The organism is Acanthopleuribacter pedis (genome assembly GCF_017377855.1).
Classification (GTDB): Bacteria; Acidobacteriota; Holophagae; order Acanthopleuribacterales; family Acanthopleuribacteraceae; genus Acanthopleuribacter; species Acanthopleuribacter pedis.
Window position 1 is genome coordinate 125,019 of the sequence record NZ_JAFREP010000011.1, and the last position, 13,176, is coordinate 138,194.

Below are 13,176 nucleotides of genomic sequence, written 5' to 3' on the forward strand. Positions count from 1 at the left end.
AAGCGGCGCCGGGGTTTTTGGGTTAACAAGCACACTAACCCGTGCAGCCCTCTTTTCTTCTGGTTCCTGCGAACAGACAGCGATGACCTGTGCGAAAAAAGGCAGTGCCTTGGTATTTTATTTGATCGGCTGAAGTGAGAAAAAATAAAGATCGTGAGAAAAATCGAGCAGATAGCGATTCGTGCGCGTGTAGGTAGTAGTGAGATGCGAATTAGGCAGACGGGCTTTGAATTCCGACCTAGTTCGATGCTTGTTCCTATCGTTTATTGATCCCAAAAACCATCACCAAGGATATATCGCTATGAAAATATGCCAAGTTGCCCTGTCCTGTTTCTTATTGATGACGGTCGGTCTGTTTGCCCAAAAGGTTCCTGTCGTGGAATCGGGTGCTGATTGGGTTGATGCTGAAACCGTTGTGACCTGGGACGATCTTTCCCCGGAGGCCTGGATTTTTGTAGAACAGTTCCAACAGGGGGAAATCCCCCTCGATGAAGCGCTTGACTTCTTGGAAAACACGCCCGAAGGCAACGCGCTGCAGGACTTGGTCGCACAGGCCATGGCCGCCGATGCGACGCGTTTCGCGGATGTTCTTAAAAACGACAAGGCCGGAATTGACCAAGGGACCCTCTGTAAGATGGGTCATGCCGTCTACGAGCGGTGGACTCATAAAAATTTAGCCGCAACCATGTCCCTGACGAACCAGGTGATTGCCCTGACCGCGCTTCTTTCCGTGTGTCCTAGTTGCCCAAGTCGCGCCGAGATTCTTCGCCAACTCGAGGCCGCCCAGCGGCGCCTTGCCGAACATCAGGCGCGTGTGGCGCGGGAAACGCCGGAGCGTCGCGCGGCTGTTAACCAACAATGCTATGACTATGCCACCACCAACAATTTGGATGTGGCGTTTTACCAGGGTGGCCGCTTTGTTAAAACATCGGGCAATCGCTGGGAGGAACGTAAACCGGACGGTCGGGTTTTCCCCTTCGAGCAAATCAACAAAGATCAATGGACGGTGTACCTGCGCGCCACGGATCGCAATGGGTTTTACATCAATATTGATTTGTGGCGCAAATGGATCACCTTTCGCCAGCCTGGCCGCGATTGGGCCAATCTTTACCGCATTAACCGCGTGAGTTCCACCTACGATTTTGTGGAGTAATCACCGTGCGCATCGGGCGCCTGCAAGCTGTTGCAGACGCCCGTTTTAAATACCGCTTGCCGCGGGTTTTAGTTCCTTGCCTTCTGCCGCGTTTCAATTGGGTGAACCCGGGCCTTGATTAAGGCGTTTCCAGCTTTTTTAGAATCTCGGCCACGCGTGAATTGGGCGCAATGTCCTGGGCTTTCTGGTAGTTTTTGCGGGCGTTGGTTTTGTCGCCCAGGTGCAACTGTGCTTCCCCCAAGCTGTCGTAGGGGTTGGCCGATTTCGGGTGTTCCGCGATGTTGAGCTGGAACACGGGCAGCGCTTTTTCCGCACCGTGTTTTCCCCAAACCGCATAACCCAAGCTGTTGAGCATGTCTTCCGTTGCCTGTTTGCCTCTGTCCGCTTTTTTGAAGGTGTCGTAAGCGGCGCGCGCGGCCGGCCAGTCATCGTCGGCAATCGCCGCGGCCATGGTGTCGCTCAGGGCCGTCAGCGGAAACAGGTTGCCGCCGGTGACGATGTTGGCGATGCGTTGTGAGCTATCGCGTGGATTGCGGAAGGTGGAACCGCCGTTGCTGAGGAACACCACCGAGATGGTGTCGCCACCGTTTTTGGGCATGAAGTGGCGCACATCGTTGCGACCGCCGCCGCCGTGGCCGACCGCGATCACGGCATCGTTTTCAAACCGTTCGAAACCCCCCGCGAAGCGGGCCACGGAGCCGTCCTTGAGTTGAACGGGTTGCCACATGTTGGTCAGGGTTTTTTTGGAGACAAATTCGCCGGCCAACAAACGCGAGAACCAGTCGGCCAAGTCGCGCGCGTTGCTGTTGAGGCCGGTGGCCGTGATCATGTAGTGGGGTTGGTCCAATTTGGTCAGGGGTTCCAGACCGCCGGGTACCGCCTCGTAGGTCGTGGCGCGTCCGGGAATGTTTGCGTTGATATCGCCGTGGCGGGTGTGTTTGAGCCCGGCTTTTTTGGTGAAGGCGGCGAAACCCTCGGCATAGCTGTCGCCGCTCAGTTTTTCGACGATCATTTTCAACAACAGGTAGTTGGTTTGGTTGTATTTAACCTGTGTGCCTGTTTCGAATTCAAAGGGTTCTTCGCGAACGCGGTCGAGGGCAAGCGCGGCGGTTTTGGGCATCGGTTTATCGAAGTCTCGGTAGTATTCGGGCAGGCCGGAGACATGGTTCATGCATTGACGCACCGTGACCTGTTGCCAGGAGGTGGGGAGGTCCTTGAGGTAGCGTGAGACCGGTGCATCCCATTCGAGTTTGCCCGCGTCGACCAGTTCCCCCAGCCGTTGCAGGGCGAACAGTTTGGAGACCGAAAAGATTTGGAATACCGTCGTGTCGGTAGCTTCTACCCCGGACGCGTTGTCGGCAAAACCGGCGGCGGCGGTGAAAACCGGATTGCCGTTGATCAAAACGGCGACCGCTTGGCCAACGATGCCGTATTGGTTTTGGTTTTGTTCCAAAAGGGTTTGGATGTCTTGTTGTGCCTTGCTGGGTAGGGACGAAGCCCAAACCGGGAGACTGGAGAAGGCGAGGAGGAAGGAAAGAATCAATCGAATCACGTGCGAATCCTTTGGTTGAGTGAGATCAAGCGAGGTGCAAAGCTGCCTGGTGGGTTTCGTGGCGGGAAGTATGCTGAAAAGGGGATGCGACCTTGGTGCTGTTTGAGAATAAACCAGATTTATCCGGCCGTCACGTAACGGGCAGGAGGTTGTACGTCGTCGCTTCGCGGCGGGTTGCGTCTTCCGTTCATGCAATCGGTTGGACCGGGTGTTTGGCGAAGGCCGATGAGGGTAACCGTCAGGCGCAGCCCTGTTCCCGTGTTTTCGCCATCGTTCCGTCTGAGATGAAAAGGTTTAAATTCCCGCATTGATGATAGGAGTGCCACGCTCCGAAACAATACGAAATAGGAAAACGGGGGACAGGTATGCGCAACGTGTTGGTTTGGTTTGAGATGTCCCGGTACGCCTTCAGCGTACCTTTGGTGGGGTGTGCGGTAACCCTGGGTTGGCCGCGGGCCGCGGTGCGCCCGCATCCAACCCAGGGCTGAAATCTTGCACGGCGTTGCCGTGCCACCGGTTACCCGAGCAGCGTCTCGCGGGAACAATAGCGTACGGTGTTGGTCCGAGTGAGTGAAACGGCGACCCCGATTTTTGTAGTCAACACCATGGATTGCATCACTTCGATGCGATCCTACGGAAGGTGAACCAGTGGTAGCGGTGAGAAAAGGCTCGTTAATCGGTAGCATTCAAATGGGACGCAAGCCTGTAAACCGTTGGCAAGGTGAAACCTTGCCGGATTTAAGCCCAGGGTGGCCACCCGGCGCGAAGCAGCCGGTTGGCCACCCTGGGTTAGAGAGACCTAAAAACAAGTAGGCTGAAAGCCTACCGCCGGCTCCCCGAATCCAGAAAACGGAGGACAGGCATGTGCAACGTGTTGGTTTGGTTTGAGATGGCCCGGTACGCCTTCAGCGTACCTTTGGTAGGGTGTGCGGTGACCCTGGGTTGGATGCGGGCTGCTGCGCGCCCGTATCCAACCCAGGGCTGAAATCTTGCACGGCGTTGCCGTGCCACCGGTTACCCGAGCTGCGTCCCATGGGAACAATAACGTTCGGTGAAGGTTCGCCTGAGTGAAACGGCGACCCCGATTATTGTGGCCGGCCCCATGGATTGCATCACGGGGAAACGGGAGACAGGCTTGCGCAAGGTGTTGGTTTGGTTTGAGATGCCCTGGTGGGGAACGAGGGACAGGCATGCGGAAGGTAGTGAGCAAAAGCTCGTTAATCGGTAGCATTCAAATGGGACGCAAGCCTGTAAACCGTTGGCAAGGTGAAGCCTTGCCGGATTTAAGCCCAGGGTGGCCGCCCGGCGCGGAGCAGCCGGTTGGCCACCCTGGGTAAGAGAGACCCATAAAGAAGTAGGCTGAAAGCCTACCGGAGCCTCCCCGGAACCAAACCCAAATCCCCCTGGTCGTTACGATTGCGTTGTACCAACCTATTTCCGCATACCTCCTCGGTCGCAAGAGGTTTTTGCTCATGAACGCTGCCTCTCTCCCAATACCACCGTTTCAACCGCGCCTTGGCAATCTTCAAAGCCGGCTTTGCTGACCGCGCCGCATGTTGGCGCCGTGTCGGCTAAGCTCAGCGCGCCCGCCGTGCCGTTGGCAAGCTAACAATGCCGTTGGCAAACCCGTTCCCGATAAGGGTCGCAAGCACCCTTAGTATGCGATGCAGCGGCGCGCCCAACCATCGCGCGCCGCTTTCCTGAATTCAAAAGGGGAGGTTTCCCATGTTCATCAACCGTTTGTTTTTGCAGGCCCTGGCTTTTCTGTGCTTCGTGTCGCTTCACGCCGGTGACAAACCGCTTGCCGTCGGCATTTTGGTTTACGACGGCCTAACCATCAGCGAGGTCACCGGCGCCTTGGAAACCTACGGCATGCCCGCCGCCGACGGCACCCACTACTTTAATGTATGGTTGGTTGGGGAAACCAAGGCGGCCGTGACCAGCCACGAGGGTCTGCGTTTTTTGCCCAACACCACCATGGCCGAATGCCCGCCGCTCGATGTGCTGGTGGTGCCCGGCTCCTACAACGCTGCCAAAAGTGAGAACAACCTCGCCGTGCGCCGGTTCCTCCAGGCCCGAGCGCCCGCCGCCCGGTACCTGACCAGTCATTGCGCCGGCGCCTTCGTGTTGGGCAACGCCAGCTTGCTCGACGGCAAACGCGCCACCACCTACGTCACCGGCGGGCCTTTGCTGCAGAAACGGTTTCCCGCCGCCGCCGTCCAACCCGAAAGCGAACGCTTTGTCGTCGACGGCAAGCTGGTCACTTCCAACGGCGCGCTGGTAAGCTATGAGGCGAGTCTGTGGGTCGTGCGCCAATTGGCCGGCAACGCCCACGCCGATTATGTCGACCAACGGTTGTACCTGTCGCGCCTAAAAGCCGACACCGCGACCCCCAACCGCTGAGCTGCATGGCTCACATGCATCCCGAGAAAAACGGGTGGAGGTAGATCGGGAATGGTGTTTTGTCTCGTTTTTACCGTCTGGTTGTTCCAACAGCCCGCGCCCATGCCTAACCAGTTTACCGAGGTGGTGGACGGCCAGGTCATGTTGACCGGTTGGGAAATTAGCGAGGCCGGTGCCGACGCCGCGCATCCCGACGCCCTCCCCGCCGACGCCTGGCTACCCATCGAAGCTTATCTCGACCAACCCCACCCGACCCGCGGCCATTGGTGGCTGCGTACCGAACTCACCCTCGCCGAGGTGTTGCCCGCGCCTAAATTTTATGCCCTGTGCCCCGAGGGCTTGGCGAGCGCGACCGAGGTTTATTGGAACGGCCGCTTGATGCTCGCCAACGGCGTCGTCTCCGCCGACCCCACCCAGTCGCGACCCGGCCGCTACTACGAACCCGTGCCCATCCCCGCCGCGTTGGTGCGGCCGGGCACCCATCGCATCGCCATTCGCGTCGCCAACCACCACAACCAACACTTTTGGAACGGCGCGCAAATTATTTTCGGCCCCTACGACGATCTGCTCAAAGGCATCGCCGTCTGGCAAATCAAGGTGTACCTGGTGGTGGGTGTCTTTCTCATGACCGCGCTGCTGCATCTCGGCCTGTTCTTTTTTGCTGCCAAAAAACCGGCTTACCTCTTTATCGGCGCCCTCTCGTTCTCGCTGGGGGGCCGGCTCCTACTGGAGAACCTGTGGGTCTTCGACACCCTCGACACCCGTTTTTACGATGTGCAACAGAATTGGCGACGCCACGCAACCGTGCTCACCGCCTGGGCCGTAACCGCCGCGGTCGGCCTCCAGCTTGCGCTGCCGAAACGCGCCTTCCCCCCGTGGCTCGTGCTCCTGCCGCTGGGCTACGCCTTCCCCACCCCGGACGCCCTGGCCGCGCTCGTCGCTGTTTTGGCGCTGCTCCTCGTTCTGTGGGCGGGCGCCAGGCAACGGGCGCCGGCGGCGCCCGTGCTCGGTTTTTTCTGGATCGCGGCGGCCTTGAGTTATGTTTTGCCGATTCGGACCGGGATCGACGCCCTCTCCTGGCTGTCCTGCTGGTTGGTTTTCGCCTTTAATACCCTGACGCTAAACCGTTTGGCCAAACAAGAGCGCGAAAAACAGGCCGCCCTGCTGCGTTCGGCCAGGCTCGAAAACCAAATGCTCAAAGGTTCGATCAAACCCCATTTCCTGATGAATTCGCTGACTTCCGTCCTCGCTTGGATGCGGCGCGACCCGGACACCGCCGGCGAACTGGTACAGGCCTTGGCCGACGAGTTCCGCCAACTCGCCCAAATCGCGGAGCACCGTTTGATCTCCCTTCAGGAAGAGCTGGCCTTGTGTCGCAACCACCTGCGCATCATGAGCTTGCGCAAGGGCGCCGACTACCGCTTGGAAGCCGCCAACCTTCCCGAGGACGCGACCATTCCACCCTTGGTACTGCATACCCTGGTGGAAAACGGCCTGACCCACGGCTACGAAAAGCAGCGAACCGGTGTGTTTCGACTCAGTTATGACCGCGACGCGCGCGGGGTGCACCTGTGTTTGCAGAATGACGGCCAAAGCGGACCGGCTGACGGCGGCGAGGGAACCGGCCTAAAATATGTGCGCGCCCGTTTAAATGAATCCTACGGTTCCCGTTGGCGGTTAACCTCGCGGCCGGATGCTTCCGGCTGGCAGGTGTGCATCGATATCGATGAACCGGGTCCGCCGGGGCAACGATCAGGAACCGCGCCGTGGCAGGAAGAAACCGGTGAACCGGCTTAAAGGATCGGGAAGCATGCATGTACTTATCGTCGAGGATGAATGGCCGATTGCCGAGGATCTGCAAGACCTGATTCGCGAGCTCCTGGGCGATAAGCTCAGCTCGATCCGCATCGAAACCACGCTGGACGACGGTCTCGACAGCTTGGCCGAACGCCCGGTCGATCTGCTGTTCCTCGACCTCAACCTGCACGGCCGCAATGGGTTCGACATCCTCAAGCAAGCCGTCGCCTGTCGTTTCCACACCATAATCGTTTCCGCCAATACCGACCGTGCCCTGGAAGCCTTCGAATACGGTGTCCTCGATTTTGTCGCCAAACCCTACCGGGCGGAACGCTTGCGTCAAGCGCTGGCCAGGCTCGATGGGGCGAGCGACGCCGGGCGGCATCTCAAATTTTTAACCGTGCGGGAGCGGGCGGGGTTGCGGATGATTCCCATCGACACCCTGCGTTTTATCCAGGGCGCCGGCGTCTACAGCGAACTGCATCTGAAAAACGGTGAGCGGGTGGATTGCGAAAAAACCTTGAACCGTTTGGCCGCGCTCCTTGGGGACCGCGCCCTGCGCATCCACAAGTCGTACCTGGTGATGCGCGGCGAGGTGCGCGGCCTGCAAACCGCCTCCGGCGGCAAACACGACCTGATCCTCTCGGATGGGTGTCGGTTGCCGGTTAGTCGTGCACGTTACAAAGATTTGAAAGCCGAATTCGAGGGCTGACCTTTGCCGGGTGCGTTCTTGGGTTTCGAAACAAAACAACACCGGCCGCAAGACGGTGACATCTTGCGGCCGGTGCGACGGGGTTTCCTTCGGCTTAATTAATTTTCTGTTGGGTGAAGGCGGGGATGATGCGTTCCGCGGTGACTTGCAGCGGCCCGATGGAATTATCATGGGCGGTGAGCACCACCATCAGATCCAGTTCTTTGACCAAAATAATGAACTGGCAGCCGCCGCCCTGGGCGGAAACGGTGGTGTAGGTTTTGTTGCCCACTTTGAGATCGGCATGCCACCAGAAGTAGCCGTAACCGGGATTGGTAACCTGTTCGGTGATGTCGAAAAAGTTGCCGGCCTGCTCGTGGGTCAAAGGGATCACCGGTTTCACCACGCGTTGGATGTAGGCTTTGGAAATCAGTTGCTCACCCTGCCATTGGCCGTCGTTCATAACCAGGGTGCCCCATTTGACCATGTCGCGCGTGGTTTTGCTGACGCGCCAGCCGGATTCGGGCAGGCCGCTGGGCGCCCTGTGCCATTGGTAGTTGGTAATGCCGAGTTTGTCGAGCAGTTCCGTTTTGATGAAGTCCTCGGCGCTGCCGGGCACGACCGCGTCGACCACCTGCATGATCAGGTTGGGGTTGTAGTTGCCGTAATCAAAGTGTTGGTCGGCGGCGGCGATGGGTTTGCTTTGTTCGAGCAGGGTTTGCACCATGCCTTGGCCTTTAATTTGGTCGGGGATGTCCTTAAAGGCTTTGCGTTGCTCCTCGGTGATCTTGATGCCACCACGCATGGTGAGTGCTTTGTGGAGGGTGATGTTCTGGGCGCCCGCGACAAATTTGCTGGGATCCAGGTCTTTGAGAATGCTGACGAGGGGTTTGTCCAAGTCGGCCATGGTGAGGTGGCCCAGTTGGATGGCGCGGCCGAGCACCAGGCTGGTGTAGGCCTTGGCGGTGGAGGCTTGCGGGTGGGGCAGGTTGATGCGGCCGCGCAAGTAATAGGATTCGAACAGGAGTTTGCCCTCGTGGGCGATGAGTAGGCTGTCGAACTTGCCGCGTTTGCCGGCGGAAATTTCCTCGGCGAGGGCGTTGATTTTGTGTTTATCACCGCCGTCGACGCCTAAACGGCCGACGGGTAAGCCGTCTTTTCGGGCGGGGGGTGCGGTGTCGATAAATCCTTTTTCCAATTGGGGCACATCCCAAAAGCTGAGTTCGGCCTCGGCGGCGGTGGCTTCGGGTGCGTGGTTTTTAGCGTGGGGTGTGCCCGCCGCGACAAAGCAGGTCAAGCTGACGAATAGGGTGAAGGTCATGAACCTTTGGGTAATTTGGGTGTTCCACATGGGGGCCTCCTGTCTCGATCTGCCTGTAGCTTACGGAGGGAATTTCCCCAATGCTTCCGGGGCTGGGATCAACGGTTCGGCGGCGTGACTAACCGTTAGCCCGCCAACCACCGTGTTAAACCTAAAACCCGCCGTAGGGTGGAGGGAACCACGTTTTGAAAACGGCGGGTCTCTATAAAAGTGGGTCGTTTTAGGTCTTTCGCCCAAAAGCTGTTGTTTTTTCAGGATCTTAGAGCGTCTTTTGGTTTGAGTCGGGTTGATTTGTTTTCATGTTCTTAAATTTTATGTACCTAGAAAAATGGACAAAGATTTGCCGGGTATGACTTGATGCATACTATGGGTTATGTTGAGTGTTGTGGCGATTGTTTTCCGTTTTTTGTTGTGAGAATTAGTATGAGTAAAGAGAACCCGGGAGAGCGCCCTTTGAGAATGATGTGGACGTTTCGCCAATTTTCCTGACGGATGTAGAAGACAAGTTGAGCAACGCGTGTTTTATAAAATTCACATAAATTTGCATAAAATCAGCGACCCGAGCATACGGTCGGCAAAAGCACCCGCGTGCACATGTGCGAATAATGTCCCGAGTCAAACCGGGATGTTTGGCGTTATGTGGGGGATTTATGTCAAGAATCAAATTCTTGAAGGTTGGTGAATTTTGTGGGGGGGGGAGGACGCAAAACCTAAAAGAGGCAGGCGATTGTGCGAAAAGAAAGCAAGTTATGAATAGGCATGAGCTTGGAGCATTGTAACCCGGATTCTGTTTTCCTATACGCGTGGAATTTCGTAAAAGTTTCTAGGGCGCGGACCGATCTTTACCCTGAGGATCTCTTGTATTGCTCAGAAAGTAGGTCAAACCAAGGGATTAAAGCGTGCCGACAGTCGATTATTTGACCCCGTAAGGTCGGTTAGTTGCGACTCATTTTTGTGAAATAACTTACTTTGTTAAAAAGATGTGAAAGGCTTTGTTTTCGTGAGTGGTGTCGGTGAGAGAAGCGGTCTGCTGGAGCGGGAAGCGGCGGCGAATACTGGTAAGTATTGAAAATACAGATATTTAAGTTATCTACTGTCGCCCCCTTGATGGACGGCTCATCAACAGATCGGCCAGATCGTTGATTTCACCGTACTTGTGCCCTAGTCGGAAAACGCTTCACGGCAAGCCTATGCCTTTTTTTGTATGGAATTAGTGGATCTAAAGCACTGAAAAAAAATAGTTAATGATAGCCGTGTGTTCTGGCGAAGCGGCTTTGGGACGATGACCTCGGCAACCTTTGCCAAAAATGATTCGGTTGAAAATCAGCCCAAAGTTTCGCAAAAAACAAACATTTGGGTTGTTGTGTGCCTTGGAAACCGAGTTTTTTGGGTTTTGCCTGTTTTGGTTAAATTTCTGATGAATGCCTTTTTGGTGTGAAATGAATAAGTTTATGCAAGAAAAAGCGATTCAATACGTGAGTGATATAAAATACGAAAAATCGGTAATGCGCGTAATTACGCCTTGCAAATCAAGTCGGCTTGCTCTAGGTTGAAAAACAGCGATAGTGATCTTGGCGAGAAATCGTTAATGCTATCTGCCGACCTGTATCATCAAAACTTTAAGGAGATTTCCAATGCAAATCAAAAAAGTTGACAACACCAAAAAAACTGAAAAGAAAGATGCCAAAGGCATGCCTATCCAAACCGGCGTTAAAGCCGGTGGCCGTGACGGCGCTGTTTTCGTATGCGGCTAAACCCCGCCTCGGCGCTAGGGTAATTTTTTGCCCTTAGCGTCGGTTGTCCTATGGGAGGCGTCCACGGGTTACCGGGGGCGCCTTTTGCGAGGGGTTTCCCCACGCCTTGTCTCGGTTCCTTGTTTTTTTGCCGGCCCCGCGGTTTGTGCGGGGTTTCAGTTTAAGCGCCGTTGACCGGTCCCGATCAGGCGCAACCTTGGTTTTTTGCCGACGACCGCCGGTCCCCAGCCCGCATTGCTTACCAGGATTTCGGCTTCGCGGCAGAAGCCCTGGTAAGCAATGCGGGCTGGAGCCAGGCCCTTTTTGTCGTCTCGGCGGACGGCCTTTTCTTGGCCGAACCACGGCTTGTTTGACGAGCCGCTTTCGTTTTGATCATCGCAACGGTACCTATTTAGGGAGTACATTATGCAAACCGTCTCAGATTTACCGCGTCACTTAACCTATCCCCGACTTCGCGAAAATGTTTGGCACATTGTGCCCTCGCACGAAGAAGCCCTGCTCATCACCGCCGACGGCCAATACGAGGTACCCACCGAGGAGGCGCTCACCTTCCTCAAAATGCGCAGTTATTGCAACGGTCACCACACGCTTGAGGCCGTCGCCGAACGCAGCGGCTTGTCCCTGGAAAAGGTGCGTGATGTGATTCAGTCCTTGGATCAAATCCAAGTGGTGCGTGGGCCCGAGGAAGCAACCGGCCAACTGGACGTCACCGTGGTGCGTCAAAAATTTAAAACCATTTGCGATATTTGGGCCGGCGAGTTGCAAGCCGGATACATCGGCAACGACTTTGTTCGCGGCGACTTACCCAAAGAAGCCTTAATCGGCTGGTTGTTGGAGATGTACCACTACATTAGCGATTTTCCCCACGCCATCCAGCATGCCGCCAACCACGCGGAAGGCGAACTCAAAAAGGTTTTGGACCGCTACGCCCAAGAAGAAATGAACCACGATGTGTTCGTGTTGCGCACCCTTGAGAAGTTGGGTGTCTCCGAGGCCGAGGCGCGTGCTTCAACGCCGATGCTTTCCACCCGCATGATCGGTTTCACCATGCGCGAGCTGTACGAAATTGAACCCAGCACCGTTTTGATGGTGGCCGCCATGTTGGAAGCCCAAGAGTTTAACGAGGAAGCCATCGAGCACTTCAAGCAGAAGTTGGCCGGTTTTTACGGGATCGATCCCGCCGCCTTTAAACCCTATTTCGATCACCAGGAAATCGACGTCGGCTTGGGTCATGCCGAGTTGTTGAACGACAACCTCCACCTGATTGAAGTGACCGACGTTGAAAAACTCAACGTGATCACCAACAAGCTGCACGATATCAAACACGCGTTTGATTTGCAGGGTGTTGAAATTCGTGAGTACTACCAGTCTTTGAACGGCAAATACATCCCGCGTCAAAAGGTTGATTTCGCCGCTATCTAGGGATGGTGGAACGGGGGCGTTGCTGCAACGCCCCTGTCTGCCCCCATGTGTTTCGAAACGGAGCCGTTCTATGAATGCACAGGACCGCGCACGCGCGTTTCCGGTTTTCCGAGAGAATGTGTGGCTGATTAACCCGGCCACCGAAACCAGTTTGTTGATAACCAGTTCCTCCCGCTACGAGGTGCCCGAGGCCGATGCGCGTAAGTTCCTGAAAATGCGTAGCTATTGCACGGGTTTCCAATCGCAGGCCGACATCGCCGCCAAATCGGGTTTAACCGTCGACGAGGTCGATACCCTGGTGTGCGCCATGGCCGAGGTCGATGTCTTGCGTCAGGCCGACGACACGCCGCCGGACATAGAGCAAGTGCGCACCATGCTCCAGCGCGGCTGCGCCTTGTGGGCGGAAGAGCTGTACATGATGAACATGGGCAACCAGTTCATGAGTGACGATTTGCCACCGCGGGTGTTCATGGCCTGGCTGGTGGAGTTGGTTCATTTCTACCGGGCGCTGCCCGGGGCCTTCCTCGCCGCCGCGCGCGCGAGTGATTCACCGGCACTTGCCCCGTTGCTGCAGCGTTACGCCGAGCGAACCGGCCGTCGGGTCCAACCCCTGCTGGAAACCTTGGCGAACCTGGGCGTGTCCCGCGATCAGGTGGATGAAACCACGCCGATGATGGCGACCCGCTTGGCCGATTTCCTGATGCGCGAACTCTTCGAAACCTTGCCCGCCGGGGCTTTGGCCGTGGCCGCGCTGATTGAAGCCTGTGCCCTCGACGCCGGCCAATGCGAGGCGCTGTTAGCCAACGCGACCCACCATTACGGTTGGGACGCCGCCCAACTGGGGCCTTTCCTCAGCCTGCAACAAAGCATGATCGACGAGGGGCAGGGTCGGCTGTTGGCTGAAAACCTCGATTTGATTCACATTAACGACCGTGCCGACCTAAACCGGCTCACCAACCAGCTTCACGACCTGGTGCATGTGTTTTTTCTGTTAAGTGATGAACTGCGGCAGTACTACCGACCGCTGCACGGTAAGTACCTGTTCCGTAAACCCATGAAATTTGCAGACATTTAAACGAGCGA

General features: G+C 56.4%; 8 protein-coding genes. 6 read left to right on the forward strand and 2 right to left on the reverse strand.

Annotation, left to right across the window (positions count from 1 at the left end; translation table 11 throughout):
- Positions 1 to 301 precede the first annotated feature (301 nt).
- Positions 302 to 1,153, forward strand: coding sequence for a hypothetical protein (locus tag J3U88_RS13215; protein WP_207859247.1), 852 nt, complete (start codon positions 302 to 304; stop codon positions 1,151 to 1,153).
- Positions 1,154 to 1,271: 118 nt separating this feature from the next.
- Here J3U88_RS13215 and J3U88_RS13220 read toward each other — a convergent pair whose 3' ends face one another.
- Positions 1,272 to 2,705, reverse strand: coding sequence for a serine hydrolase (locus tag J3U88_RS13220; RefSeq protein ID WP_207859249.1), 1,434 nt, complete (start codon positions 2,703 to 2,705; stop codon positions 1,272 to 1,274).
- 1,725 nt (positions 2,706 to 4,430) lie between these two features.
- Here J3U88_RS13220 and J3U88_RS13225 point away from each other — a divergent pair.
- Genes J3U88_RS13225 through J3U88_RS13235 form a run of 3 tightly spaced genes read left to right on the forward strand, consistent with a single transcriptional unit; the run spans position 4,431 to position 7,617 of the window.
- A complete protein-coding gene (locus J3U88_RS13225; protein ID WP_207859252.1) occupies positions 4,431 to 5,108 on the forward strand; it encodes a DJ-1/PfpI family protein in 678 nt (225 codons plus the stop codon).
- A gap of 51 nt (positions 5,109 to 5,159) precedes the next feature.
- Positions 5,160 to 6,905 (forward strand): sensor histidine kinase, encoded by a 1,746-nt coding sequence (locus J3U88_RS13230; RefSeq protein ID WP_207859254.1) that lies wholly within the window; start codon positions 5,160 to 5,162, stop codon positions 6,903 to 6,905.
- A gap of 13 nt (positions 6,906 to 6,918) precedes the next feature.
- Positions 6,919 to 7,617, forward strand: coding sequence for a LytR/AlgR family response regulator transcription factor (locus tag J3U88_RS13235; protein ID WP_207859256.1), 699 nt, complete (start codon positions 6,919 to 6,921; stop codon positions 7,615 to 7,617).
- 94 nt (positions 7,618 to 7,711) lie between these two features.
- On the opposite strand, the gene J3U88_RS13240 is transcribed toward J3U88_RS13235, so the two are convergent.
- The gene (locus J3U88_RS13240) at positions 7,712 to 8,947 is read right to left on the reverse strand and encodes a serine hydrolase domain-containing protein (RefSeq protein WP_207859258.1); all 1,236 of its coding nucleotides are present in this window, start codon (positions 8,945 to 8,947) and stop codon (positions 7,712 to 7,714) included.
- Positions 8,948 to 11,076: 2,129 nt separating this feature from the next.
- On the opposite strand from J3U88_RS13240, the gene J3U88_RS13245 reads away from it, so the two are divergent.
- Both J3U88_RS13245 and J3U88_RS13250 read left to right on the forward strand, forming a co-directional pair.
- A complete protein-coding gene (locus J3U88_RS13245) occupies positions 11,077 to 12,093 on the forward strand; it encodes an iron-containing redox enzyme family protein (protein ID WP_207859260.1) in 1,017 nt (338 codons plus the stop codon).
- Positions 12,094 to 12,163: 70 nt separating this feature from the next.
- The gene (locus J3U88_RS13250) at positions 12,164 to 13,168 is read left to right on the forward strand and encodes an ABC transporter permease (protein WP_207859262.1); all 1,005 of its coding nucleotides are present in this window, start codon (positions 12,164 to 12,166) and stop codon (positions 13,166 to 13,168) included.
- Positions 13,169 to 13,176: the final 8 nt, after the last annotated feature.

Coding starts and splice junctions, on each gene's coding strand:
- J3U88_RS13250 (WP_207859262.1), top strand. CDS start 12,164: ATGAATGCACAGGACCGCGCACGCGCGTTTCCGGTTTTCCGAGAGAAT.
- J3U88_RS13225 (WP_207859252.1), top strand. CDS start 4,431: ATGTTCATCAACCGTTTGTTTTTGCAGGCCCTGGCTTTTCTGTGCTTC.
- J3U88_RS13230 (WP_207859254.1), top strand. CDS start 5,160: ATGGTGTTTTGTCTCGTTTTTACCGTCTGGTTGTTCCAACAGCCCGCG.
- J3U88_RS13215 (WP_207859247.1), top strand. CDS start 302: ATGAAAATATGCCAAGTTGCCCTGTCCTGTTTCTTATTGATGACGGTC.
- J3U88_RS13240 (WP_207859258.1), bottom strand. CDS start 8,947: ATGTGGAACACCCAAATTACCCAAAGGTTCATGACCTTCACCCTATTC.
- J3U88_RS13235 (WP_207859256.1), top strand. CDS start 6,919: ATGCATGTACTTATCGTCGAGGATGAATGGCCGATTGCCGAGGATCTG.
- J3U88_RS13245 (WP_207859260.1), top strand. CDS start 11,077: ATGCAAACCGTCTCAGATTTACCGCGTCACTTAACCTATCCCCGACTT.